This window comes from Streptomyces sp. A0958, assembly GCF_004795035.1.
GTDB lineage: Bacteria > Actinomycetota > Actinomycetes > Streptomycetales > Streptomycetaceae > Streptomyces.
In genome coordinates, this window is sequence record NZ_SSBK01000017.1 from 100,729 (window position 1) to 123,989 (window position 23,261).

Sequence of the window (23,261 nt, forward strand, 5' to 3'; positions counted from 1 at the left end):
GTCATGAATATCTCTGCGACAGCCTCGAAGAGTCACGGAAAGGCGCGGCAGGCCGGAAACAGCACAGCCGTCGAGGCGGGCGGGCGTGCGGGGTTCGTGGCACGTGGGGTGATCTACTTCCTGGTCGGCTTCCTCGCCCTGCGCATCGCGTTCGGCGGGGGCGACAGCGACGGCAAGGGCGGCGGCGGGAAGCAGGCGGACCGGGGCGGGGCGCTCGCGGAGATCGCGCAGAAGCCCTTCGGGCACGTCCTGCTGTGGGTCCTGGGGATCGCCCTGGCCGGCATGGCCCTGTGGCGGGTGTCCGAGGCGGCGTTCGGGGCGGCGGGCCCGGACGGGGACAAGGCGACCAAGCGGCTGGCCTCGGCGGGGCGGGCCGTCTTCTACGCCTTCGTGGCCTACTCGGTCCTGATGTTCGCCGCGGGCGACAAGGGCAGTGGCAGTGGCGGCGGCGACGCCCGCTCGCAGGACGTCACGGCCCGGGTGCTGGACATGCCGGGCGGCCGGTGGCTGGTGGGCGCGGCCGGGGTGGGCGTCGCCTGCGCGGGTCTGTGGATCGCGGGCCGTGCGGCGCTCCGCAAGTTCCACAAGCACCTGCGCATGGGCGAGATGTCGCCCGCCGAGCGGCGGGGCGTGGACATCGCCGGGATCTTCGGCGGGGTCAGCCGCGGGCTCGTCTTCGCGGCCGCGGGAGGTTTCGCCGTGTCGGCGGCGGTGAAGGCCCGTTCCGGCGAGGCCAAGGGCATGGACGACACGCTGCGGGCCTTCAGCGCGACCCCGGCCGGTCCGTGGCTGCTGGCCCTCATCGCGGTGGGCCTGGCGGCGTTCGGCCTGTTCTCCTGGGCCAACGCGCGGTGGCGCAGGATCTGAACGCACGTTCTGGCCCGGCGGCGCGGGACAGGGGCGGGGCGGGAATCACTCCCGCCCCGCCCCTTCACGTCCCGCCGGACCAGGCCCCTTCACGTTCCGCCGAACCGGGCTCCTTCACGTCCCGCCGGATCAGGCTCCTTCACGTCCCGCCGGTCACGGCTTGGGCAGCGTGCACCCCGCACGGTTCAGGTCGAAGACGTTGCCGGCGCCGATGCACGCGGCGATGCCGTAGGTCTCCTGGGCGTACCTGATGCCCCGGCGGACCGTCACCTGCCCGTTCTCGTCGACCTCGCACGGGTTGTTGTCCGTGCACCGTTGGCCGTCGTCGTTGCCGGTGTTGTTGACGGCGACGACCTTGCCGGTGGCGTTGTCGATCACCGGCGAGCCGGAGGTGCCGCCGATGGTCTGGCAGGCGGAGGTGTAGCGGACCGAGTCCTTCCAGGTCCACTGCCCCTCCTTCAGCCGGTGGACGAACCCGTCGACGTTGCAGTTGTAGGTGCGCTTCCAGTACCCCGACACGACGGTGATCGCGGTGCCCTGGACCGGGTGCGCGGTGTTGAGCTCCAGCGCCTTGATGCCGTAGGTGCTCTCGATCTGGGCGTACGTGGAGGTGAGCTGGTACACCGATATGTCGGTGTCCGTCATCGTCCCGTACGCGATCTTGCTCGCCCGGAGTGTGCCGACGCCGCTGCCCGAGGCGTTGAGCAGGGTGAAGGTGCGGCTGGAGGACCGGTTGAGCAGGACCTGGCCGGGGGCCGGGAAGCCGGTCTCCAGGCAGTGCCCGTTGGAGAGCACGAGGGCCGGGTCGCCCGGCTGCGAGTCCGGCGTACGGACGACCGAGCCCGAACAGTTGCTGAGCGCCACGGTCCCGGCGAAGCCGATGGCCTTGGGCCGGGCCTTCGCCTCGGTCCGGAGCGTGCTGTGACCGGACGAGGCCGTCGCCCCGACCGTGCCGGCCGGTGCCGCTTCGTGGCTCGTGGCCGCGGTTGCGGGGGCGATGCCGGCTCCGAGGAGCAGCACCGCGAAGAGCGCGCCGACGAGAGGCTTTTTCATGTGGGGGTCCCCTCTTGTGACCTGAACAGAGCGCGACAGGCCTCTGCGACCGAAGTTCTTTCGGTTTTGACATGCGCATGCTGGCGCATGGAGAGGGGGCGCACAAGGGGCGGATTCCGGCCGCGCGTTCAGGTCACCAGGCCCTGGCGGTAGGCGTAGACGACGGCCTGGACGCGGTCGCGGAGCCCGAGTTTGGCCAGGATGCGGGAGACGAACGTCTTGACGGTCTCCTGGCTGATCAGGAGCGCCGCCGCGATCTCGCTGTTGGAGAAGCCGTCCGCGATGAGGCGCAGGACCTCCAGCTCGCGCGGGGTCAGCGGGATGTCGGACGGGATGCCCCCGGTGGGGCGGATGCGGGCGGCGTACCGGCCGACCAGCTTGCGCGTCACCTCGGGGTCCAGCAGCGCCTGGCCCGTCTGCACGGTCCGGATGCCGTGCAGCAGCTGGGCGGGCGGGGCGTCCTTCAGGAGGAACCCGCTCGCCCCGGCGCGCAGCGCCTCGTACACGTACTCGTCCAGGTTGAAGGTGGTCACCACGAGCACCTTGACGGGCTGTTCGACGCCCGCCCCGGCCAGCAGGCGGGTCGCCTCGATGCCGTCGAGCACCGGCATGCGGATGTCCATCACCACGACGTCCGGGCGCAGCCGGCCGGCCATCTCGACGGCGGTCCGCCCGTCCCCGCACTCGCCGGCCACCTCCAGGTCGGGCTGGGCGTCGATGATCGTGGCGAGGCCGGTGCGGACCAGGACCTGGTCGTCGCAGACGAGGACCCGGACCGGCGCGGTCACGACGCGCTCCCCGAGGGTATGCGGGCCCGTACGACGAAGCCGCCGTCGGCCCCGGGCTCCGCGCTGAACTCGCCGCCCAGGACGCCGACCCGCTCGCGCAGCCCGGCCAGGCCCCGCCCGCTGCCTCCGGGCACCTCGGCCCGTGCGCCGGACCCGTCCGTGCCGACCTCCACGGTGATCTCTCTTCCGCCGTGCCGCACGAGCACCGAGGTCCGGCTGCCGTGGGCGTACTTGAGCGCGTTGGTCAGCGCCTCCTGCACCACACGGTAGGCCACCAGGTCGGCGCTCCCGGTGGACTCGGCAGGGGTGCCCTGCTCGGTGAACTCCACGCTCTGCCCGGCCCGCCGGGTCTGCTCGACGAGGGTGCGGATACGGCCGACGGTCGGCGTCCTGGCCTCGGCGCCGTGGCCCGGGTCGAGCAGGTCGAGCAGGTGGCGCAGGTCGTTGATGGCCCGCCGCCCGGTGTCGGTGACGGTGCTCAGGGTGTGGTCGAGCCGGTCGGGCGCGGCGGTCAGATAGCGGGCCGCCTCGGCCTGTACGACCATCGCCGTCACGTGGTGGGTCACGACGTCGTGCAACTCGCGGGCGATGCGGGCGCGTTCGGCGGTACGGGTGTCCTCGGCGACGCGGTGGCGGCGTTCGGCCTCGGCGGCCCGGGTGGAGCGCAGCCACGTCCCGACGCCCCAGACCAGGGCCAGCACCAGGTAGAACGTCAGGAACTCGTCCGCCGGTTCGCCGGTGCCGTACCCGTGCAGGACGAGGGCCAGCGGCACGTAGGCGGCGGTCAGGGCGAGCGCGGTGACGCGCCGGCGCCGGTCCAGATGGGCCCCCGCGCTCAGCAGGGCGAAGGGCAGCGCGGTGCCGGCGACCATGTGGTAGCCGCGGAACTGGTCGACGGCGAAGCCCAGCGACACCAGGACCAGGCAGGCCGCCGGCCACCTGCGCCGCAGGGCGAGCGGCAGGCCCTCCAGGGCGGCGGCCAGCACGGCCACCGCGTCCAACGGACGGTCCGGTACGGCGCCGAGCTCCGTCCCGTGCCGGTGAAAGGCCGGGACGAGCGACAGGGCGAAGAGCAGCAGCCCGAACGGCAGGTCGCGGACGGTGACGTCGAGCCGCTGCCACCGCGCCGGCCGGAGGGCGGCGATGTCGAACCGCCGCCACCGGGCCGGCACACTGCGAAGACTGGTCACCGGGGAACTGTAGTGGCGGCCTCGGCCGGGACGGTACGCCGGCCGCGGCGGGGCACCAGATTGCCGCGCCGGTGCGCCAGCCACAGGAACACGATCGTCAGCAGGGCCCCGAACAGCACGGCGTACACGCTCGCTTCGGGCCCGAAGTCGCCGCCGGTGACCAGCTGGGAGCCGGAGGCCGTCGAGTCCAGGAGGCCCTTCGGGGTGTCGTTGCCCGAGACCTCGGTGCTGAAGATGCCGGCGGCGGCGAAGTTCCAGCCGAAGTGCACACCGATGGGCACCCACAGATTGCGGGTGGCGGCGTACGCGGCGGCGAGCATGCCGCCCGCCTCGATGGCGATGGCGAGCGCGCCCCACAGGCTCGCTTCCGGGTTGGCCAGGTGCATCAGGCCGAACAGCACCCCGGTCAGCGTCAGCGAGATCAAGGTCCCGGCGCGCTCCTCGATGATCCGGAACAGCACGCCGCGGAACACCACTTCCTCGGTGGCGGCGGCAGCGGCCATGAAGCCGACGAGCCCCACCGCGCCCGTCACCGAGCCCAGGCCGTCGACCTCGTAGTCCCCGAGGAACGCGATGTTCGCGATGACCGCCCCGAACAGCGCCAGCCCGATCAGTACCCCACGCCCGACGGTCCCCGCCGCGCCCTCCCGGTCCAGCTCGGTGACCGCACGCCGCTCGGTGCGCCCCACCACCCACCGGTAGACCAGGACGGCGATCACCGCGGTCACGAGGCCGAGGACCAGCGTGAGCCACGGATTACCGTCCACCGCGCTGACGCACTGGCCGCTGATCGCCCAGACCGCCACGACGGCGAGAAGCTGCCAGACCACTCTCATGAGAACCCCTTCGACACGTCCGCGGCGACCTGCCGCGGCTCCGCTCGAACGCTACGGACGGGGAGCGCCGAAAGCGTCACCGCTGGGTGGACACCTGCGTGTAGCTCGCACGGGGGACAGCGCGCGGGCCACCGGGGGCCGGTACGGGGCAGGTCCCCGCCCCGTACCGCTACCCGGCCTCCGCCTCCGTCAGGGCCGCCGCCTCGCCTGACAGCCGCACGGCCTGCCGCAGGCCCAGCCCCGGCTCGGCCGTCCGCAGCGCCTTGACCGCCGCCACGGCGTCGAGGGGCCCCTCGTGGCCGCCCGCCCTGATCCGGCGCCCGGCCCAGCGGCCGCGCAGCTCCGCGTCCGGCACCCCGGCCTGCGCGGCGGCCAGCGCGAGGGCCCGCTCCAGGCCGGGGCGGTCCTCCTCGCCCGCCTGCTCCAGCGCCTCCCGGAGTGCGGCGACGACGGCGTCCGCGTCGCGCACCACGATCACGGCCATGTCCTGTTTCCCGTTTCCGATCATGTGCCGAGTGTGCCCTGCTCCCCTGCGTTGCCCACCGGTGTTGAGCGACTTCAGAGGTAACGGTGGGTCAGCCCCGCGGACCGGGGCCGGGACCGGATGACCGACTCCCGTCCGTCCGGGGGCGGAAGCGGCGCGACGGCCGCCGCTGCGTACCGTCGGGGCATGACTCGCGACGCCGCCCACGTACTCGACCTCGACGCCTACCTCGCCCGGATCGGCTGGAGCGGGGAGCGCCGGCCCACCGCGGCCGTGCTGCGTTCCGTGCACCGGGCGCACGCGCTGGGCATCCCGTTCGAGAATCTGGACCCGGTCCTGGGCACCGTGCCCTCGCTCGCCGTATCCGATCTGGAGGCCAAGATCGTGCGCGGCGGGCGCGGCGGCTACTGCTACGAGCAGAACACGCTGCTCGCCGCCGCGCTGCGGGCGCTCGGCTTCGGGGTCACGCTGCTCACCGCCCGGGTGGTGCTGGGCGCGGCCCCCGGTGACATCCGGCCCCGCACCCACATGCTGATGGAGGTCCGGGTGCCGGGCGAGCCGGACCCGTATCTCGCCGACGTCGGCTTCGGCGCCGCCGGCTCGCTGCTGGAGCCGATCGCGCTGGTGCCGGGGGCCGAGCTGCACGACACCCCGCGCCACCACCGGCTCGTCCGGCCGGAGCACGACGGGCCGCTGGAGCTGTGGGAACTCCAGGCGCGTACCCGCGACGGCGAGTGGGCGCGGCAGTACGCGTTCACGCGGGAGCCGTTCGAGGCGCCCGACTTCGAGGTCATCAACTGGCACATCGCGACCAACCCGCGCTCGCCCTTCGAGCATCTGCTGTACGTGCGGCGCACCACCGAGGACGCCCACCTGGCCCTGTCCGGCCGCACGCTGGTGGTGACGCCGCACGACGGCGGCGCCCCGGAGGAGCGGGAGCTGGCGGACGCCGGCGAGGTGAGGCGCGTACTGGCGGAACTCTTCACGATCCGGCTCCCGGAAGGCGCCCGCCTCCCGCAGTAGGCCCGTCCGCCGCCGCGCGCCGTGGCGCATCTCACCCGCCGCGCCGCGTCACAGCCCCGGGCCACCCCATTCCAAGCCCCGCCCCTCCCGCGACCGGCGTTCCGACGGCGCGGGGAGGCGGGCGCATGGCGATGAAAGCCCGGACGGACGTGCTCCCCTACCCGGGCGGGCCAACCGGCGGCGAAAGCCCGGGCGGGCCGTGAAACACAGTCGTAAGCTCCCTGACATGCAGGTCATCCAGTCCACGAAGCTCGCCAACGTCTGTTACGAAATCCGCGGCCCCGTGCTCGAGGAGGCGATGCGGCTGGAGGCGGCCGGTCACCGCATCCTCAAGCTGAACACCGGCAACCCCGCCGCGTTCGGCTTCGAGTGCCCGCCGGAGATCCTTGAGGACATCCTGCGCAACCTCTCCGGGGCGCACGGCTACGGCGACGCGAAGGGGCTGCTGTCCGCGCGCCGGGCGGTGATGCAGCACTACCAGACCAAGGGCATCGACCTGGACGTCGAGGACGTCTACCTGGGCAACGGCGTCTCCGAGCTGATCCAGATGTCGATGCAGGCGCTGCTCGACGACGGCGACGAGGTGCTGGTCCCGGCCCCGGACTACCCGCTGTGGACGGCCTCGGTCTCGCTGGCCGGCGGCACGGCGGTGCACTACCGCTGCGACGAGCAGTCCGACTGGATGCCCGACCTCGCCGACATCGAGCGGAAGATCACCGACCGCACCAAGGCGATGGTGATCATCAACCCGAACAACCCGACGGGTGCGGTGTACGACGACGAGATGCTGCGCGGCCTGACGGAGATCGCCCGCTGCCACAACCTGGTCGTCTGCTCCGACGAGATCTACGACCGCATCCTCTACGACGGGGCCACCCACACCCCCACCGCGACGATCGCCCCCGACCTGATGGTGCTCACCTTCAACGGGCTGTCGAAGAACTACCGGGTGGCCGGTTACCGCTCGGGCTGGCTGGCCGTCTGCGGGCCGAAGGCGCACGCCACCTCGTACATCGAGGGGCTGACGATCCTGGCCAACATGCGGCTGTGCGCCAACATGCCCTCGCAGCACGCCGTCGCCACCGCGCTCGGCGGCCGGCAGTCGATCAACGACCTGGTGCTGCCGGGCGGCCGCATCCTGGAGCAGCGCGATGTGGCGTACGACCTGCTGACGCAGATCCCGGGCGTGACCTGCGTGAAGCCGAAGGGGGCGCTGTACCTCTTCCCCCGGCTCGATCCCAAGGTCTACAAGGTCAAGGACGACCGGCAGATGGTCCTGGACCTGCTGCGGGCCGAGAAGATCATGGTGGTGCAGGGGACGGGGTTCAACTGGCCGGACCCGGACCACTTCCGCGTGGTGACGCTGCCCTCGGCCGAGGACCTGACGGACGCGATCGGCCGGATCGCCCGCTTCCTGGACGGCTACAGCCAGGTGTAGCCGGGCCGGGAGCGGCCACCCGCGGGCCGCTTCTCGATGATGGACAACTTTAGACTCAATCCAAGCTAGGATGGTTCTCACAGCATCACCAGGAGGCCATCCATGTACGAACCGATCCGCTCCAAATCGGTCCACACACCGGCCGACCACGCCGGCGACTTCCCGCACCGCACCCGCGAGGAGGAGCTGGACATCCAGCTCGCCGGACACCTGGCCGCTCTGCTCGCGGTCACCGACGAGCTCGGTCTCGGCGAGGCGGGCGACCGCATCGCCGAACAGGTCGCCCGGTTGCGCGGCGCCCCGCCCGCCCGGCACGCCGGTCTGAGCGACGCGCCCGCCGCCGCCCTCCACCGCCGCGCCCACGCCCTCGCGGGCCGGGCCCTGGTGGTGGCGGCTTCCCGCGCCGACACGGCGGTCGCGATCCTCTCGGCCGAGCGCATGGACGCCCACACCGAGGCGATCCCGGCCGCGGCCGGCACCGAGCAGCCCGCCACCGCCCGCACGCGGCTGGTCGGCGCCCACTGACGGCCCCGGTCCACGCGCCGTCGAGGCGCGCGGACCGGGCGCCACACCTCTACGCCCTCCACGGCTCCGCCTCCGACCCCGGCAGGACGGGCCTGAGCCCCGCCCGCGCAGGGGCTCAGGGCGCGGACGGGGACGCCGTCGCGGCGGCGGCGGTCGACAGGAAGGTCACGTCACCGATCTCGCACTCGGCCCGCCCGAGCACCGGAACCGGCCCCGTGACCTGCCGGGACGCCGTGGCCCCCACCGCCAGGTCCGCCACGACCACGGTGCTCCTGGCCGCGGCCCCGCCCTCTCCGCCCGCGTCCGGCAGGTCCCGGAAGACGAGGGGCACGGTGTAGGTCCCGCGCCGCCCGGCCTGGCTCGTCACCCGTATGTCTGCCACCGGGCGGCCGGTCGTCGCGTCCCGCCGGCAGGAGGAGACGGTGACGTCCTGGGACGGGAAGCGCAGGTTCTCGTGGTTCTGCCCGTAGGCGTACACGAAGCCCACGACGGACACCGCGATCAGCGCCACCAGCGTCGCGCCCACCGTGATCAGGGCCACCTGCCGGCCCGGCATCGACCGCTTCGGGAAGAGCTGCGGACCTGGATACGTCATGACGCGTCGCCCCCGGCACCGTCGAACCAACGTCCCGCGCACGGACGGCGCGGCCTGGTCAAACGTACGGTCGTGCGGGTCGCCGCGACAGCTCCGGACGGTCACAGCACGACTACGAGTGGCGCGAGTCGGGCAGGCCGACGGCACCCGCGCCCGGAGCGCTCCGGGTGCGGGTGCCGTCGTGCCGTCACGGGGCGGGCGGCGAGGGCTCAGCCCAGGCGCTGGACCAGCGCGCGGTACTCGTCCCACAGCTCCTTCGGCGTGTGGTCCCCGAAGGTGTTGAGGTGCTCGGGCACCAGGGCCGCCTCCTCGCGCCAGACCTCCTTGTCGACCTTGAGCAGGAAGTCGAGGTCGGCCTCGGAGAGGTCCAGGCCTTCGGTGTCGATCGAGCCCTTGGCGGGAAGGACGCCGATCGGCGTCTCGACGCCCTCCGCCTTCCCCTCCAGGCGCTCGACGATCCACTTCAGGACGCGGCTGTTCTCACCGAAGCCGGGCCAGACGAACTCGCCCGCGTCGTTCTTGCGGAACCAGTTCACGTAGTAGATCTTCGGCAGCTTCGACTGGTCCGGCTTGTCCGCGCCGACCTTCAGCCAGTGGTTCATGTAGTCGCCCATGTTGTAGCCGCAGAACGGCAGCATGGCGAACGGGTCGCGGCGCAGCTCGCCGACCCTGCCCTCGGCGGCCGCGGTCTTCTCGGAGGCGACGTTGGCGCCGAGGAAGACACCGTGCTGCCAGTTGAAGGACTCGGTGACCAGCGGGACGGCGGAGGCGCGGCGGCCGCCGAAGAGGATGGCCGAGATCGGCACGCCCTTCGGGTCCTCCCACTCGGGCGCGATGATCGGGCACTGCCCGGCCGGGACGGTGAAGCGGGCGTTGGGGTGGGCGGCGGGCGTGGTGGACTCGGGGGTCCAGTCGTTGCCCTTCCAGTCCGTGAGGTGCGCGGGCGGCTCCTCGGTCATGCCCTCCCACCAGACGTCGCCGTCGTCGGTGAGCGCGACGTTCGTGAAGACGGAGTTGCCCCACATCGTCTTCATGGCGTTGGCGTTGGTGTGCTCGCCGGTGCCGGGGGCGACGCCGAAGAAGCCGGCCTCGGGGTTGATCGCGTACAGCCGGCCGTCCTCGCCGAACCGCATCCACGCGATGTCGTCGCCGATGGTCTCCACGGTCCAGCCGGAGATCGTCGGCTCCAGCATGGCGAGGTTCGTCTTGCCGCAGGCGGAGGGGAACGCGGCCGCCACGTACTTCGACTCACCGCGCGGCGGCGTCAGCTTGAGGATCAGCATGTGCTCGGCGAGCCAGCCCTCGTCGCGCGCCATGACGGAGGCGATGCGCAGCGCGTAGCACTTCTTGCCGAGCAGCGCGTTGCCGCCGTAGCCGGAGCCGTAGGACCAGATCTCGCGGTCCTCGGGGAAGTGCGAGATGTACTTGGTGGGGTTGCAGGGCCACGGGACGTCCTCCTGGCCTTCCGCCAGGGGCGCGCCGAGGGTGTGGACGGCCTTGACGAAGAAGCCGTCGGTCCCGAGCTCGTCCAGGACGGGCCGGCCCATGCGCGTCATGGTGCGCATGGAGACGGCGACGTACGCGGAGTCGGTGATCTCGACGCCGATCGCGGAGAGCGGGGAGCCGAGCGGGCCCATGCAGAAGGGCACGACGTACATGGTGCGCCCGCGCATCGAGCCGCGGAAGACGCCCTGTTCGCCCACGAAGATCTCCCGCATCTCGGCGGGGTCCTTCCAGTGGTTGGTCGGGCCGGCGTCCTCCTCCTTCTCGGAGCAGATGAACGTCCGGGTCTCGACGCGGGCGACGTCGCTCGGGTCGGAGGCCGCGTAGTAGGAGTTCGGGCGCTTGATCTCGTCGAGTTCGGTGAACGTGCCCTTGGCGACGAGCTCCCCGCACAGGCGCTCGTACTCGGCCTCGGAACCGTCGCACCAGACCACCCGGTCCGGTTCGGTGAGTGCTGCGATCTCGTCCACCCAGGAGATGAGCTCCTGGTGGTTGGTGGGAACAGTGAGGGGAGCCGCGATGTCGCGCGCCACGATCGCTCCTTGGTGAGGGTGTGTTCTGTTTGGTGCCCTTGTGCCCCGTGGGGGCTGCGACCCGGATGCGTAACCCCTTCGAATTCCCCTGGCGCTCATCCGGTGCCGACCGCACTCATTTGATCATCCGGCCGTTCCGCCCATATGTCCAGGGGGCCGCCCACGTGAGCATCGACACGTGATTCCGACCCATATCCGGTACCTACGGTGGCGTAGGTACGATGCGGGAATGACTGCTGCCGCCGCCGCACACGATTCCGCCGGGCCGCGCCCGGCCACCCCCGCCGACGCCCCGCTCAAACCGCGGATGCGCGGGTGGCTGCACGCCGGCATGTTCCCGGCCGTCGTGATCGCGGGCATCGTGCTCATCGCGCTCTCGGAAAGCACCCGGGGCCGGATCGCCTGCGCGGTCTACATCGTGACGGCATGCCTGCTCTTCGGCGTGAGCGCGGTCTACCACCGCGGTACGTGGGGGCCGCGCGGCGAAGCCGTACTGCGCCGGCTCGACCACGCGAACATCTTCCTGATCATCGCGGGCACCTACACCCCGCTCACCCTGCTCCTGTTGCCCGAGTCCACCGGCACCCCGCTCCTGTGGGCGGTCTGGGCGGCGGCGGTCGCCGGCATAGCCTTCCGGGTCTTCTGGGTCGGCGCCCCGCGCTGGCTCTACACGCCCTGCTACATCGCGATGGGCTGGGCGGCGGTCTTCTTCCTGCCGGACTTCATGCGGACCGGCGGGGTCGCGGTGCTGGTGCTGGTGGTCGCCGGCGGGGTCCTCTACAGCGCGGGCGGTGTCATCTACGGCGTCAAGCGGCCGAACCCGTCACCGCGCTGGTTCGGCTTCCACGAGGTCTTCCACTCGCTGACCCTGGCCGCCTTCGTCGTGCACTACGTCGGCATCTCCCTGGTGGCGTACAACCACAGCTGACCTCCGGACTCCCCCGAACAAAGGGCCGCGGCTTCCGAGCCGCGGCCCTTTCGCGTGCGCCGCGGAGACGGACCCCGCGTTGACATCGACCATCTTTTGAGAGTTACTGTCAGTTGAGTGAGTGATTCACTTGATGGTGACTATCAAAGGAGTGGCCGTGAACCGACGCTGGTGGGCCCTGGGTGCGCTCGTGGCGAGCATGCTCGTGCTCGGTTTCGACATGACGATCCTCAACGTGGCGCTGCCGACGATGGCCGGCGATCTCGGCGCCACCACGGGCGAACAGCAGTGGATGGCCGACGTGTACGTCGTCGTGTTCGCCGCCCTGATGCTCCCGGCCGGCCTGCTCGGTGACCGGTTCGGCCGCCGCCGGATGCTCATCACCGGGCTCGGCGTCTTCCTGGCCGGCTCGCTCGTCGGCGCGCTCGCCACCGACGTGCCCGCCGTCGTGGCAGCCCGCGGTGTGATGGGCGTCGGCGGCGCGCTCGTCATGCCACTCGCCCTCGCCGTCCTGCCCTCGCTCTTCGGCGCACCGAAGGACCGGATCAAGGCCGTCGGCATCGTCTCGGCCGCCTCCGCGCTCGGCATGCCGCTCGGCCCGATCCTCGGCGGCTGGCTGCTCGACCACTTCTGGTGGGGCTCGATCTTCCTGGTCAACATACCGATGGTCGGTATCGGAATCGCCGCCTGCGTGTTCCTGCTCCCCGAGACCCGCGACCCGGCCGCGCCCAGGGTCGACACCGTCTCCACCGTGCTCACCGCGGCCGGCCTCGGCGCCCTGATCTACGCGATCATCGAGGCGCCGGGCCGCGGCTGGGGCGACCCGCTGGTGCTCGCGGTACTGACCGGCGGCGCGGTACTGCTCGCCGCCCTCGTCGTACGGGAACGCAAGGCCGTCCGCCCGATGCTCGACCTGACCCTGCTGCGGCAGCGGCCGTTCCTGCTGAGCACGCTCGCCGCGACGCTGGTGATGTTCGTGCTGGCCGGGCTGATGTTCATCCTGCCCGGCTACCTCCAGGCCGTGCTGGGCCACGACGCCTTCGGCACCGGGCTGCGCATGCTGCCGATGATGGGCGGCCTGATCGTCGCCGCGAAGGCCGGCAGCCCGGTCACCGAGCGCTTCGGCGCCCGCGCCACCATGTCGGCGGGGCTCGTCGTGCTCGCCTTCGCCGCGCTGCTCGGCAGCCGTACGACCGTCGACAGCGGCTACGGATTCACCGCGCTGTGGCTGTCCATCGCCGGACTCGGCTTCGGCTTCGCGGTCGTGCCCGCCATGGACGCGGCACTCGGCGCCCTGCCCGCCGACCGGGCCGGCAGCGGGTCCGGGCTGCTGATGACCGTACGCCAGACGGGCAGCGCCCTCGGGATCGCCCTGCTGGGGAGCCTGCTGGCCGGCGCCTACTCCGGCCGGCTCGACACCACGGGCCTCCCGCCCGCCGCCGCCGACACCGCCGGGGACTCCGTCGTCGCCGCCCACGCCGTCGCCGCCCGGCTCGGCGCCCGGCACCTCGCGGACTCCGCCGACGCGGCGTACGTCCACGGCATGGGCCTGGTGCTCCTCGTCATCGCCGCGGCGTCCCTGGTCAGCGCCCTGTTCGTCGGGGCGTTCCTGACGACCGCGCCCCGGGAGCGGACCCCGTCCCCGGACGTGGCCGCCGCCCCGGCCGATGCCTGACAATGGGGCCCATGGCCGCCACCCCCCGCATCCCCTCCTTCGCCGCACCCGACGCACAGCCCCCGATGGGGCTGCGCGAGCGCAAGAAGCTCAAGACCCGGGTCGCGATCCGGCAGGCCACGTACCGCCTCATCAGGGAGCAGGGGTACGACGCGACGACGATCGAGCAGATCGCGGAGGCGGCCGAGGTGTCGCCGAGCACGGTGTTCCGGTACTTCGCGACCAAGGAGGACATCGTCCTCACCGACGAGTACGACCCGGTCATGGAGGCCGCGCTCCGCAGCCGCCCGGCCGACGAACCCCCGCTGGAGTCCGTGCGGCTGATGATGCAGGAGGCGCTGTCCTCGTTCCTCAGCGCCGAGGACGAGGAGCTGCGCCAGCGCACCCGGCTGATGGTCGAGATCCCCGCGATCCGCGCCCGGATGACGGAGACCATGTCGGACACGGCGAAGGTGCTCGCCCGGGTCCTCGCCGACCGCACCGGCCGCAGCGCGGACGACCTGGGCATCCGGGTGTTCATCGCCGCGGTGCTTGGCGCGCTGCGCGAGGTGACGCTGTACTGGGGCGAGCACGACCAGGAGGGCGACCTCCTGGCCATGATCAACGAGGCGATGGACACGCTGGAGGGCGGCCTGCGCCTCTGACCGTCCCCCGCTCCCGCCGGTCAGACACCGCCCAGGGTGCGGGCCAGCGTCTGCGGGTCGGTCGTCGGCGCGTCACAGACGAAGTGCCTGCACACGTACGCGGTCGGCGCGCCGTCCGTCATCGGCCGGTCCACCAGCAGCGGGAACTCCGCGCCGCCCGCCGCGACCACCGCGCCGGGCGCCCGTCCCAGCAGGGCCGTACGGTGCAGCTCACCGCCGACCGGCCCGGCGACCGCCACCTCGCGCGGCCCGTCGAGCAGCGCCTCGGCCACCGCGAGCCCCCAGCCGATGAAGCGCGGCGCACGCGGCCCCAGCGCCTTCACCACGCCCAGCGCCCCTTCGGCAGCGGCGCGGTGGGGCTCCGACCCGGTGTGCGCGGCGTACGAGAGCAGTGCACCGGCCGCCGCCGTCCAGCCCGCCGGGGTGGCGCTGTCGGTGGGGTCCTGGGGGCGGCGGATCAGCTGCTCGGCGTCGTCCGCCGTGTCGTACAACTGGCCGCCCTCGCCGGTGAAGTGCTGCAACACGATGTCGAGCAGGAACCCGGCGAACTCCAGCCAGGCACCCTCCCCGGTGACGGCCGCCAGCGCGAGGAAGCCCTCAGCGACATCGCCGTAGTCCTCCAGCACCCCGGCGTGCTCCCCGGCGCGCCCGTCCTTCGACGTACGGCCCAGCCGGGCGACGGGGCCCATGTGGACCCGCACCAGCAGGTCGGCCGCCTCGGTGGCGCGCTCGACGAGGTCGGGCCGGTCGAAGTAGGCCCCGGTCTCGGCGAGCGCCGCGATGGCCAGTCCGTTCCAGGCGGCGACCACCTTGTCGTCCCGCCCGGGCCGGGGGCGCGATCCGCGGGCGGCCAGCAGCCGCTCCCGTACACCGGCGGCGCGGGGGTCCTCGTGGTCCCCGGGCAGCTGAAGCACCGAGGAACCCTCCTCGAAGGTGCCCTCGTCGGTCACCCCGAAGTACTCCGCGGCGAACGCGGCGTCGTGCTCGCCCAGCACCTCGCGCAGCTGCGCCGGCGTCCACACGTAGTACGCGCCCTCGACGTGCCTCCCGGCCGCGTCCTCGCTGTCGGCGTCCAGCGCGGAGGCGAAACCGCCCTCCGGCGTACGCAGTTCGCGGACCATGAAGTCGGCCGTCTCCAGCGCCACCCGCCGGGCGAGCTCGGACCCGGTGGAGCGCCACAGATGGGCGTAGACGCGGCACAGCAGCGCGTTGTCGTAGAGCATCTTCTCGAAGTGCGGCACGACCCAGTCGCGGTCCACCGAGTACCGCGCGAAACCGCCGCCGAGCTGGTCGTAGATCCCGCCCCTGGCCATCGCCTCACAGGTGCCGGCCGCCATCTGCAGAGCCCCGTCCGCCCCGGTGCGGGCATGGTGCCGCAGCAGGAACTCCAGCGCCATCGACGGCGGGAACTTGGGCGCCCCGCCGAACCCGCCCCGCTTCTCGTCGTACTCCCGGGTCAGCCCCAGCAGCGCCTGCGCGAGCTCCGCCTCCCCGGGCGGCCCGTCCCCGCCGTGCGCGAGGCTGCGCTCGGACAGGTCCCGCACGATCCGCCCGGCCACCTCCCCGACCTCGTCCCGCCGGCCGGTCCAGGCCCCCGTCACCCCTTCGAGCACCTGCCGGAACGACGGCATCCCGTGCCGGGACTCGGGCGGGAAGTACGTCCCGAAGTAGAACGGCTCGGCGTCGGCGGTGAGGAACACGGTCATCGGCCAGCCCCCCTGCCCGGTGGCCGCCTGCACCGCCTCCATGTACACGGCATCCACATCGGGCCGCTCCTCGCGGTCCACCTTCACGGACACGAAGTGCTCGTTCATGTACGCGGCGGTGTCCTCGTCCTCGAACGACTCGTGCGCCATGACGTGGCACCAGTGGCAGGACGAGTAGCCGACCGACAGGAGAACGGGCACATCGCGCCGCCGCGCCTCCTCGAACGCCTCGGGCGACCAGGGCCACCAGTCGACCGGATTGTCAGCATGCTGAAGCAGATACGGCGAGGTCACACCAGCCAACCGATTCATGCGAGCCAGCCTCTCACGCCGACACGGCCCTGCCGATTCGGCCCGCAACCCCCCGCCCTACTTGGCCGATTTGCACTCATGCGCCATCACATGGTGAATACGAACCGCCCCTTTTGCACCCAGGTCGCCCCTGCGGACGCCGGAGGTTCTGCCCCGCCCCCGAAGCCGGTGCCCGACCGGAAGCGGGCAGTACGCTGAGTCGAGCAGCACCGCATCCTCGAAGGAGGTACTTCATGACCGCCGAGATGGTGGCGCCCGCGTGGATGCACACGCAGATCAGCGCGGAACAGTACGACTCCTGGTCCGAGGAGCAGTGCGCCGGCATCGAGATCGTGGACGGGATGGTCATCGTGAGCCCGAGCGCCTCGAAGCGGCACAACCGGCTGGCTCGGCTCCTGGCCAATGCCCTGGACGCCGCCGCGGGGCCGGACTGGAACGCCGACACGGACTTCGACGTCCGCCTGCAGGACGTGCCGCTCACCAGTCGCCGTCCGGACGTCATCGTCTACCGGGCGGAGACCATCGATCTCACGCCCACCCGCCCCGAGCACGTGCTCCTGGTCGTCGAGGTCGTGTCGCCCGGGTCGGAAACAACCGACCGGGTCGTGAAGGTGGACCAGTACGCCAAGGCCGGCATCCCCTTCTACTGGCGCATCGAGCAGTCCGCCACCGGCGTTCCGATCGTCTACACCTACGTCCTCGACCCAGCCAGCAGGGCCTACCGGGACGGCGAGGTGTTCACCGGCACCGTGAAGGCCACCGCGCCATTCCCTGTCACGGTCGACCTTGGGACCCTGTGAGCAACGAGGAACCGCCCGCGCCCTCGGCGCCTCCGATGTCCTGTGGGCTAAGACATGTCCGCCGCCGGGGGCCTCTGGGCAGCGCCCCCCAGCTCGGCCCGGACCCGTCGTAGGCGGTCCGGAGGGAAGACGCAGAGCTTCCACCAGGTGTCGATCTGCACATTCTCGCCGGGGACGAGCCGCGTGGGGAGCCGCCCCCGCTTCATGCACGTCACCCTGATGGCGTGGCGTCGTCGACGGATCATCACGTCGTGGTGATCGCTGGCGACGGCCTTGCCCTCCTTGACGATCCATACCTCCACGGAATGCCGACCCCGATACCTGGTGCGCTCATGGGTCCGTGAGCTGTTTCCAACCTGACGTCGGTGTCCGTCAGTCGGGCGTCTCTGCGGCGCGACGAAGCTCCTGGTAGGAGGTGTCACGACCAAGATCCACCGTGCCCCACCAGGAGCTTCGCGTGCTTGTCCACCCGCCGTCGATTGATCTGTCCAGCCGCACCCTGCGCTATCTGAGCGATCGGCTGCATGCCCGGCGGCGGGAGGTCGGGACGCGCCGGCGGCGTCTGCCCGCAGGCCGACAGGCCCTGCTCGCCCTGGCCCACCTGCGATGCGGCGATACCTATGCCCAGCTCGCTGCCGGGTTCCGCATCGGCATCGCGACCGCCTATCGCTACATACGCGAGGGCATCGACGTCCTGGCCGCCCTCGCCCCGACCCTGACCGAGGCGATGAAGACCATCCGGACCAAGGCGTTCGTGATCCTGGACGGCACCCTCCTGCCGATCGACCGGATCGCCGCCGACACCCCGTACTACTCCGGGAAACACAAGCGCCACGGCATGAACGTCCAGGTCCTCACCGACCCGTTCGGACGGCTGTTGTGGGCGTCACCCGCCTTGTCGACCTCGGAGTACGCGGAGCACCGCAAGCCCTCGCTCCCTCACAAACCCTCTCCCTGTAATAGAGAATGTATTACACTAGGGCCATGAAGCCATCCCGCCCCGGGACCACCGAAAACATCTCTGTGTCCATGCCCACCGAGCTGGTCAGCGAGCTCCGCTCCCGAACCGGCCGACGCGGGCTGTCCAGCTACATCACCGAGGCTGTCAGGCACCAGCTCGCCATGGACGGGCTCGCGGAGATCGTCGCGGCCCACGAAGAAAAGCACGGCGCGCTCACAGAGCAGGAGATCGAAGCCGCTCGTCGCGAGTTGTTCGGAGACGTGAACACCGAGGATGCCGAGCGGGGCGCTGCGTGAAGGAGCAGTCGGCCCGGTCGCTGGTGCTCGACTCAGTGGCGCTCTCACTGCTCCTGCGAAACGACCGCGGTATGGCGGCTCGCATCGAGGCATCCCGGCAGGCTGAGGTCCCCGTCCTCGTGTCCCCGCTGACCATTGTTGAAGCCGTACAAGGGAAGACCGACCTTGCGCGCTTGAAGTGGGTGCTCTCCCGGCTGCAGGTGGAACCGGTCAGCCAGGAGGACTCCCTGACCGCCGTGGCGCTGCTTCGGGACGCAGGCGGGCTGCACGGGCACAAGTACGCGATCGACGCCCTCGTTGCCGCGCTCGCGCTCCGTGTCCCGGGCCCCGTGATCGTTCTGACTTCCGACCGTGACGACTGGTCGAAGCTCTGCGGGAAGCGCGTGATCATCAAAGAAGTGTGAGCACGCCCCAGCTAATGGGTTCGCGAGTTCACTGGCACCAGTGGCAGGACGAGTAGCCGACCGACAGGAGAACGGGCACATCGCGCCGCTGACCCCGTCCCGCCGGACCCGGGAAATCATGGGCGTACCGGTCGAACCCAGCCAACCCGGCGCTTGAGGGCATCCCTTCCGGCCCGACCAGCCAAAACCAAGCCCGCCCGGCACCTGAGGGCACCCCTCCCCGCCCGACCGGCCAAAACCCAGCCCGCCCGGCGCTTGAGGGCATCCTTCCAGCCCGCCCGGCGCTTGTGGACACCGGGACGGACGTCAGGGGCGCGGCGGCACCGACCGGTACCGCCCGCCCCTACTTCCGCTTCGCGGACCCGCCCACCGGCTCGGCCGACGCCGGCTCCGCCGGCTCCGGCTCCTCGAAGTCCACCCGCCCCATGTGCCGGTTCATCGACTTCATCAGCAGCCACACGCCCACGGCGAGCGCCGCGAAGACGATGAAGCCGAGGACCCCGGGGGTCACCTTGTTCTTGTCGAGTTCCTCGGCGAGCGGGACGAGGTCGGTCAGTGCCTGAGTCGCGTACATATCAGGCATTGTCGCGGATGCCCGCGAAGAGGTCGCTCTCGGGGAGGGAGGTATCGACGAGAGACTTCGCCAGCTCGTACTCCTCGGTCGGCCAGACCTCCTGCTGGATGTCCATCGGAACGCGGAACCAGCCGCCCTCCGGGTCGATCTGCGTCGCGTGCGCGATCAGCGCCTTGTCGCGGATCTCGAAGAAGTCCGCGCACGGAACATGCGTGGTCAGCGTGCGTTCGGCGCGCTCGAACGACTTCCAGCGCTCCAGCCAGTCCCCGTACGGGGACTCCAGGCCGCGGGCCAGCAGCGCCTCGTGCAGGGCGACCGTGCGCGGCCGGTTGAAGCCCTGGTTGTAGTAGAGCTTCTGCGGCGTCCAGGCCGGGCCGAACTCCGCCTCGGGGAACTTCTCGGTGTCCGCGGCGCCCTCGAAGGCGATCATCGAGATGGTGTGGGTCATGATGTGGTCGGGGTGCGGGTAGCCCCCGTTCTCGTCGTACGTGGTGATGACCTGCGGCCGGAAAGCGCGGATCTTCGCGACGAGGCGGCCCGCCGCGACGGTCTCGTCCTCCAGCGCGAAGCAGCCCTCGGGCAGCGGCGGCAGCGGGTCGCCCTCGGGCAGCCCCGAGTCGACGAAGCCGAGCCACTCCTGCTTGACGCCCAGGATCGCCCGGGCCTCGTCCATCTCCTTCTTGCGCACCTCGTGGATGTTCTCCTCGATGTACGCGTCGCCCTGGAGTTTCGGGTTGAGGATGGAGCCGCGCTCGCCTCCCGTGCAGGTCACGACCAGCACGTCCACCCCCTCGGACACATACTTGGCCATGGTGGCCGCGCCCTTGCTCGACTCGTCGTCGGGGTGAGCGTGTACGGCCATCAGTCGAAGCTGCTCAGTCAAGACTCGATCCTCAGTGATTGGTCGCGAAGTGCAACTTCTATAGTGACCGAACCGGGGGGTGGAAAATTCCTCGATCCCCGGTACGGGAGGGACGATCATGACGGCGGTGCGCGAGGCGCTTCCCGAGAACCGCTACGGCCGCTCGGCGGACCAGCGCGCGGACCGCAAACTCAAGATCATCGGCGCGGTGCTCGGCGTCGTGCTGCTGGGCGTGATCGGCTGGATCGGTTACGGCTACGTGGCCGGAAAGGGCCTCAGCGCCGAGCTGATCAAGTTCAAGGTGGTCTCGGACGAGAGGGTCGAGGTGCACCTGGAGGTGCGCAAGGACCGGGACGCCCAGGGCTACTGCACGCTGCGCGCGCTGCGCGAGGACAGCGGCGAGGTCGCCCGCAAGGACTTCCGTTTCGACGACGACAGCAGCCGGATCGACCGCATCCTGACCCTGCGTACGACGTCCCGGGCGACCGCCGTGGAGCTCATCGGCTGCACGGACGACGACGGAACGCCGCGTTGACCGCAGCACGCCCGTCGTAACCTCACTTAACAGGCGCTGACCTGCGCTTTCCTCGGTCGGGCCGTTAACCTTCTCCCCCTTTTCCCGGTGAATTGTTAGGCTCGTGGTTTCGCCCACCCGTAGGAGCGCATGCTTCCCGGGTAGGGCGTTGCTTTGTATTCCCAGTACCGACGAGGAGCACCCTGTGACCCAGACCAGCGAAAACGTCACCTGGCTCACGCAGGAGGCGTACAACCAGCTCAAGGCCGAGCTGGAGCACCTGTCTGGTCCCGCGCGCACGGAGATCGCCGTCAAGATCGCGGCGGCCCGTGAGGAGGGGGACCTGCGCGAGAACGGCGGGTACCACGCGGCCAAGGAGGAGCAGGGCAAGATGGAGCTCCGGGTGCGCCAGCTGACCCAGCTCCTCGAACACGCGAAGGTCGGCGAGCCGCCGGCCGACGACGGCGTGGTCGAGCCCGGCATGGTCGTGACGATCGCCTTCGACGGCGATGACGACGACACGATGACCTTCCTCCTGGCCTCCCGCGAATACGCCAGCGGAAACATCGAGACGTACTCGCCGCAGTCGCCGCTCGGCACCGGCGTGAACGGCAAGAAGATGGGCGAGAGCGCCGACTACGAGCTGCCGAACGGCAAGACCGCCACAGTGAAGATCCTGTCGGCGAAGCCGTACACCGGCTGATCACCAGCTGATCACTGGCGCAGCGAGAAGCCCCGGCCACCGGTGGCCGGGGCTTCTCGCTGCGCCGGGGCCGGTGCTTCTCCCCGCTCAGACCGCCGAGCGGTACTTGCGGACCGCGAGGGTCCGGAAGACCACCAGGATCAGCACGGACCACACGACCGAGGCGATGATCGGGTGCTGCATGGGCCAGGCGTCGGGTGTCACGAAGCCCTCCGGCAGGTTCCCGAAGAGGACGCGGCAGGCCTGCACGGTGGCGCTGAACGGGTTCCACTCGGCGATGTGGCGCAGGAACGCCGGCATCTGGTTGGCGTCGACGAAGGCGTTCGAGATGAACGTGAGCGGGAAGAGCCAGATCAGCCCGCCGGACGTGGCCGCCTCCGGGGTGCGGACCGAGAGGCCGATCAGCGCCCCGATCCAGGAGAACGCGTAGCCGAGCAGGAGCAGCAGCAGGAAGCCGAGGAGCACCTTGCCGATGTTCTCGTGGGTGCGCCAGCCGACGATCAGTGCGACGCCCGCGAGGACGACGAGCGTGAGCGCGGTCTGTACGAGGTCGGCGAGGGTGCGTCCGGTCAGGACGGCGCCCCGGGTCATGGGCAGGGACCGGAAGCGGTCGATCAGCCCCTTGTGCATGTCGTCGGCGATGCCCGCCCCGGCGCCGGCCGTGGCGAAGGTGACGGTCTGGGCGAAGATGCCGGCCATCAGGAACTCCCTGTAGGCCTGGGGCGAGATCGTGCCGCCGACCTTGATGGAGCCGCCGAAGACGTACGTGAACAGCACCACGAACATGATCGGCTGGATCAGCCCGAAGATGACCATCTCGGGAATCCGGGTCATGCGGATCAGGTTGCGGCGGGCGATGACCAGCGAGTCGCGTACGGACTGGCCGATGCCGCCGCCGGAGCGTGCGGCCGGGGCCGCGCTCGTCTCGGTGAGGGCGCTCACTTCTCTGCCTCCGTCCGGGCGCCGGCGGGCCGCTCGGCCGCGTCGCCCTCGCCGTTCTCACCGTTGTCGTCGTTCTTCTGCTGTTCGGCGGCGTGGCCGGTGAGGGAGACGAACACGTCGTCGAGGGTGGGGCGGCGCAGTCCGATGTCGTCGATCTCCACGCCCTGGCCGTCGAGTTCTCGGATGACCTCGGCGAGGAGCTTGGCGCCGCCGTCGACCGGGACGGTCAGTTTGCGCATGTGCGGGAGGACGGCGGTCCCGCCCTTGCCGAGGCGGGTGAGGACGGCGCGGGCCGGTTCGATCTGTTCGGGCCGGTGCACGACGACCTCGACGCGCTCGCCGCCGGTGCGGGCCTTGAGCTGGTCCGAGGTGCCCCGGGCGATGACCAGGCCGTGGTCGATCACGCAGATGTCGTGGGCGAGGCGGTCCGCCTCCTCCAGGTACTGCGTGGTCAGCAGCAGCGTCGTACCGCCGGCGACCAGCTCCTCGATGACCTCCCAGAGCTGCTGCCGGTTGCGCGGGTCGAGGCCGGTGGTCGGCTCGTCCATGAACATGACCGGCGGGGAGACCACGAGGGCGGCGGCGAGGTCGAGGCGGCGGCGCATGCCGCCGGAGTACGTCCTGGCGGGGCGGTCGGCCGCGTCGGCCAGGTTGAACCGCTCCAGCAGCTCCCCCGCCCGGGCCTTCGCCGCGCGCCCGCTCATCTGGTAGAGCTGGCCGACCATCCGGAGGTTCTCGCGGCCGGTCAGGTATTCGTCGACGGCGGCGAACTGGCCGGAGAGCCCGATCGAGCGCCGTACCTCGTTCGGGTTCTTCACCACGTCGATGCCCGCGACGAAGGCGCTGCCGCTGTCGGGCTTGAGCAGCGTCGTCAGGACGCGTACGGCGGTCGTCTTGCCGGCCCCGTTGGGGCCCAGGAGTCCGAGGACGGTGCCTTCCGGCACGTCCAGGTCGACGCCGCCGAGTGCTCGTACGTCTCCGAAGGCCTTCACGAGCCCTTCGGCGTGGATGGCGCCTGGCATAAGGGGTTCCCCCAGTGCGTTCGGGTGACTGCCTCACAGATCCTAGGTTTGCCCGTGGTGCCGCGCCCGGTGAACGCGCAAGC

The 23,261-nt window shown here is 71.1% G+C and carries 24 protein-coding genes and 1 pseudogene; 13 read left to right on the top strand and 12 right to left on the bottom strand.

Annotated elements, in window-relative coordinates; all coding sequences use genetic code 11:
• Positions 1-3: 3 nt before the first annotated feature.
• Positions 4-867 (top strand): DUF1206 domain-containing protein, encoded by an 864-nt coding sequence (locus E6P78_RS18645; RefSeq protein ID WP_206307840.1) that lies wholly within the window; start codon positions 4-6, stop codon positions 865-867.
• A 153-nt stretch (positions 868-1,020) separates the two neighbouring features.
• Here E6P78_RS18645 and E6P78_RS18650 read toward each other — a convergent pair whose 3' ends face one another.
• The 5 genes from E6P78_RS18650 to E6P78_RS18670 form a co-directional block, all read right to left on the bottom strand.
• The gene (locus E6P78_RS18650; protein ID WP_136204732.1) at positions 1,021-1,920 is read right to left on the bottom strand and encodes a serine protease; all 900 of its coding nucleotides are present in this window, start codon (positions 1,918-1,920) and stop codon (positions 1,021-1,023) included.
• 128 nt (positions 1,921-2,048) lie between these two features.
• Positions 2,049-2,708, bottom strand: a complete 660-nt coding sequence (locus tag E6P78_RS18655; RefSeq protein WP_136204733.1) for a response regulator transcription factor — start codon at positions 2,706-2,708, stop codon at positions 2,049-2,051.
• Complete coding sequence (locus E6P78_RS18660; protein ID WP_136204771.1) at positions 2,705-3,880, bottom strand: histidine kinase; 1,176 nt, start codon at positions 3,878-3,880, stop codon at positions 2,705-2,707. The genes E6P78_RS18655 and E6P78_RS18660 overlap by 4 nt, the downstream gene beginning before the upstream one ends.
• A 14-nt stretch (positions 3,881-3,894) precedes the next feature.
• Positions 3,895-4,734, bottom strand: coding sequence for a CPBP family intramembrane glutamic endopeptidase (locus E6P78_RS18665; protein ID WP_136204734.1), 840 nt, complete (start codon positions 4,732-4,734; stop codon positions 3,895-3,897).
• A gap of 169 nt (positions 4,735-4,903) precedes the next feature.
• Complete coding sequence (locus E6P78_RS18670; RefSeq protein WP_136204735.1) at positions 4,904-5,242, bottom strand: hypothetical protein; 339 nt, start codon at positions 5,240-5,242, stop codon at positions 4,904-4,906.
• A gap of 162 nt (positions 5,243-5,404) precedes the next feature.
• On the opposite strand from E6P78_RS18670, the gene E6P78_RS18675 reads away from it, so the two are divergent.
• The 3 genes from E6P78_RS18675 to E6P78_RS18685 all read left to right on the top strand — a co-directional run bounded on the left by E6P78_RS18675 (position 5,405) and on the right by E6P78_RS18685 (position 8,204).
• Positions 5,405-6,241: an arylamine N-acetyltransferase gene (locus E6P78_RS18675; protein WP_136204736.1), complete on the top strand. Its 837-nt coding sequence runs from the start codon at positions 5,405-5,407 to the stop codon at positions 6,239-6,241.
• 226 nt (positions 6,242-6,467) lie between these two features.
• A complete protein-coding gene (locus E6P78_RS18680; protein ID WP_136204737.1) occupies positions 6,468-7,679 on the top strand; it encodes a pyridoxal phosphate-dependent aminotransferase in 1,212 nt (403 codons plus the stop codon).
• Between the two features lie 102 nt (positions 7,680-7,781).
• On the top strand, positions 7,782-8,204 hold the full coding sequence (locus E6P78_RS18685; RefSeq protein ID WP_136204738.1) for a hypothetical protein: 423 nt from the start codon (positions 7,782-7,784) through the stop codon (positions 8,202-8,204).
• A gap of 115 nt (positions 8,205-8,319) precedes the next feature.
• Here the strand turns inward: E6P78_RS18685 and E6P78_RS18690 are convergent, their stop codons facing one another.
• Both E6P78_RS18690 and E6P78_RS18695 read right to left on the bottom strand, forming a co-directional pair.
• Positions 8,320-8,799: a hypothetical protein gene (locus E6P78_RS18690; RefSeq protein WP_240799268.1), complete on the bottom strand. Its 480-nt coding sequence runs from the start codon at positions 8,797-8,799 to the stop codon at positions 8,320-8,322.
• Between the two features lie 209 nt (positions 8,800-9,008).
• On the bottom strand, positions 9,009-10,835 hold the full coding sequence (locus E6P78_RS18695) for a phosphoenolpyruvate carboxykinase (GTP) (RefSeq protein WP_136204739.1): 1,827 nt from the start codon (positions 10,833-10,835) through the stop codon (positions 9,009-9,011).
• A gap of 229 nt (positions 10,836-11,064) precedes the next feature.
• Here E6P78_RS18695 and E6P78_RS18700 point away from each other — a divergent pair, with 229 nt between their 5' ends.
• The 3 genes from E6P78_RS18700 to E6P78_RS18710 all read left to right on the top strand — a co-directional run bounded on the left by E6P78_RS18700 (position 11,065) and on the right by E6P78_RS18710 (position 14,082).
• On the top strand, positions 11,065-11,763 hold the full coding sequence (locus E6P78_RS18700) for a hemolysin III family protein (RefSeq protein WP_136204740.1): 699 nt from the start codon (positions 11,065-11,067) through the stop codon (positions 11,761-11,763).
• Between the two features lie 133 nt (positions 11,764-11,896).
• The gene (locus E6P78_RS18705; protein WP_136204741.1) at positions 11,897-13,438 is read left to right on the top strand and encodes a DHA2 family efflux MFS transporter permease subunit; all 1,542 of its coding nucleotides are present in this window, start codon (positions 11,897-11,899) and stop codon (positions 13,436-13,438) included.
• Between the two features lie 11 nt (positions 13,439-13,449).
• Entirely contained in the window at positions 13,450-14,082 is a 633-nt protein-coding gene (locus tag E6P78_RS18710; RefSeq protein ID WP_136204742.1) for a TetR family transcriptional regulator, read from the top strand.
• Positions 14,083-14,102: 20 nt separating this feature from the next.
• Here the strand turns inward: E6P78_RS18710 and E6P78_RS18715 are convergent, their stop codons facing one another.
• The gene (locus tag E6P78_RS18715; protein WP_136204743.1) at positions 14,103-16,100 is read right to left on the bottom strand and encodes a thioredoxin domain-containing protein; all 1,998 of its coding nucleotides are present in this window, start codon (positions 16,098-16,100) and stop codon (positions 14,103-14,105) included.
• 233 nt (positions 16,101-16,333) lie between these two features.
• Between E6P78_RS18715 and E6P78_RS18720 the strand changes: the two genes are divergently transcribed.
• The 4 genes and pseudogenes from E6P78_RS18720 (at position 16,334) to E6P78_RS18735 (ending at position 18,561) form a co-directional block, all read left to right on the top strand.
• Positions 16,334-16,900 (top strand): Uma2 family endonuclease, encoded by a 567-nt coding sequence (locus tag E6P78_RS18720; RefSeq protein WP_136204744.1) that lies wholly within the window; start codon positions 16,334-16,336, stop codon positions 16,898-16,900.
• A 457-nt stretch (positions 16,901-17,357) separates the two neighbouring features.
• Positions 17,358-17,798 (top strand): annotated as a pseudogene (locus E6P78_RS18725) (transposase family protein); the annotation flags it as partial.
• Positions 17,799-17,884: 86 nt separating this feature from the next.
• Positions 17,885-18,157: a hypothetical protein gene (locus tag E6P78_RS18730; RefSeq protein ID WP_136204745.1), complete on the top strand. Its 273-nt coding sequence runs from the start codon at positions 17,885-17,887 to the stop codon at positions 18,155-18,157.
• Entirely contained in the window at positions 18,154-18,561 is a 408-nt protein-coding gene (locus tag E6P78_RS18735; protein ID WP_136204746.1) for a PIN domain-containing protein, read from the top strand. The genes E6P78_RS18730 and E6P78_RS18735 overlap by 4 nt, the downstream gene beginning before the upstream one ends.
• Positions 18,562-18,904: 343 nt before the next feature.
• On the opposite strand, the gene E6P78_RS18745 is transcribed toward E6P78_RS18735, so the two are convergent.
• Both E6P78_RS18745 and mca read right to left on the bottom strand, forming a co-directional pair.
• A complete protein-coding gene (locus tag E6P78_RS18745) occupies positions 18,905-19,135 on the bottom strand; it encodes a hypothetical protein (RefSeq protein ID WP_136204748.1) in 231 nt (76 codons plus the stop codon).
• 1 nt (position 19,136) lies between these two features.
• Positions 19,137-20,018: a mycothiol conjugate amidase Mca gene (mca, locus tag E6P78_RS18750; RefSeq protein WP_136204749.1), complete on the bottom strand. Its 882-nt coding sequence runs from the start codon at positions 20,016-20,018 to the stop codon at positions 19,137-19,139.
• Between the two features lie 97 nt (positions 20,019-20,115).
• Between mca and E6P78_RS18755 the strand changes: the two genes are divergently transcribed.
• Together E6P78_RS18755 and greA are read left to right on the top strand one after the other, a co-directional pair.
• Positions 20,116-20,532, top strand: a complete 417-nt coding sequence (locus E6P78_RS18755; RefSeq protein WP_136204750.1) for a DUF4307 domain-containing protein — start codon at positions 20,116-20,118, stop codon at positions 20,530-20,532.
• 184 nt (positions 20,533-20,716) lie between these two features.
• Positions 20,717-21,214, top strand: coding sequence for a transcription elongation factor GreA (greA, locus tag E6P78_RS18760; protein ID WP_018550393.1), 498 nt, complete (start codon positions 20,717-20,719; stop codon positions 21,212-21,214).
• Positions 21,215-21,301: 87 nt separating this feature from the next.
• Here greA and E6P78_RS18765 read toward each other — a convergent pair whose 3' ends face one another.
• Both E6P78_RS18765 and E6P78_RS18770 read right to left on the bottom strand, forming a co-directional pair.
• Positions 21,302-22,156, bottom strand: coding sequence for an ABC transporter permease (locus E6P78_RS18765; RefSeq protein WP_136204751.1), 855 nt, complete (start codon positions 22,154-22,156; stop codon positions 21,302-21,304).
• Complete coding sequence (locus E6P78_RS18770) at positions 22,153-23,178, bottom strand: ATP-binding cassette domain-containing protein (protein ID WP_136204752.1); 1,026 nt, start codon at positions 23,176-23,178, stop codon at positions 22,153-22,155. Before E6P78_RS18770 ends, E6P78_RS18765 begins: the two co-directional genes overlap by 4 nt.
• Positions 23,179-23,261: the final 83 nt, after the last annotated feature.

Coding starts and splice junctions, on each gene's coding strand:
- E6P78_RS18645 (WP_206307840.1), top strand. CDS start 4: ATGAATATCTCTGCGACAGCCTCGAAGAGTCACGGAAAGGCGCGGCAG.
- E6P78_RS18650 (WP_136204732.1), bottom strand. CDS start 1,920: ATGAAAAAGCCTCTCGTCGGCGCGCTCTTCGCGGTGCTGCTCCTCGGA.
- E6P78_RS18665 (WP_136204734.1), bottom strand. CDS start 4,734: ATGAGAGTGGTCTGGCAGCTTCTCGCCGTCGTGGCGGTCTGGGCGATC.
- E6P78_RS18670 (WP_136204735.1), bottom strand. CDS start 5,242: ATGATCGGAAACGGGAAACAGGACATGGCCGTGATCGTGGTGCGCGAC.
- E6P78_RS18675 (WP_136204736.1), top strand. CDS start 5,405: ATGACTCGCGACGCCGCCCACGTACTCGACCTCGACGCCTACCTCGCC.
- E6P78_RS18680 (WP_136204737.1), top strand. CDS start 6,468: ATGCAGGTCATCCAGTCCACGAAGCTCGCCAACGTCTGTTACGAAATC.
- E6P78_RS18685 (WP_136204738.1), top strand. CDS start 7,782: ATGTACGAACCGATCCGCTCCAAATCGGTCCACACACCGGCCGACCAC.
- E6P78_RS18690 (WP_240799268.1), bottom strand. CDS start 8,799: ATGACGTATCCAGGTCCGCAGCTCTTCCCGAAGCGGTCGATGCCGGGC.
- E6P78_RS18700 (WP_136204740.1), top strand. CDS start 11,065: ATGACTGCTGCCGCCGCCGCACACGATTCCGCCGGGCCGCGCCCGGCC.
- E6P78_RS18705 (WP_136204741.1), top strand. CDS start 11,897: ATGGTGACTATCAAAGGAGTGGCCGTGAACCGACGCTGGTGGGCCCTG.
- E6P78_RS18710 (WP_136204742.1), top strand. CDS start 13,450: ATGGCCGCCACCCCCCGCATCCCCTCCTTCGCCGCACCCGACGCACAG.
- E6P78_RS18715 (WP_136204743.1), bottom strand. CDS start 16,100: ATGAATCGGTTGGCTGGTGTGACCTCGCCGTATCTGCTTCAGCATGCT.
- E6P78_RS18720 (WP_136204744.1), top strand. CDS start 16,334: ATGACCGCCGAGATGGTGGCGCCCGCGTGGATGCACACGCAGATCAGC.
- E6P78_RS18730 (WP_136204745.1), top strand. CDS start 17,885: ATGAAGCCATCCCGCCCCGGGACCACCGAAAACATCTCTGTGTCCATG.
- E6P78_RS18745 (WP_136204748.1), bottom strand. CDS start 19,135: ATGTACGCGACTCAGGCACTGACCGACCTCGTCCCGCTCGCCGAGGAA.
- E6P78_RS18755 (WP_136204750.1), top strand. CDS start 20,116: ATGACGGCGGTGCGCGAGGCGCTTCCCGAGAACCGCTACGGCCGCTCG.
- E6P78_RS18770 (WP_136204752.1), bottom strand. CDS start 23,178: ATGCCAGGCGCCATCCACGCCGAAGGGCTCGTGAAGGCCTTCGGAGAC.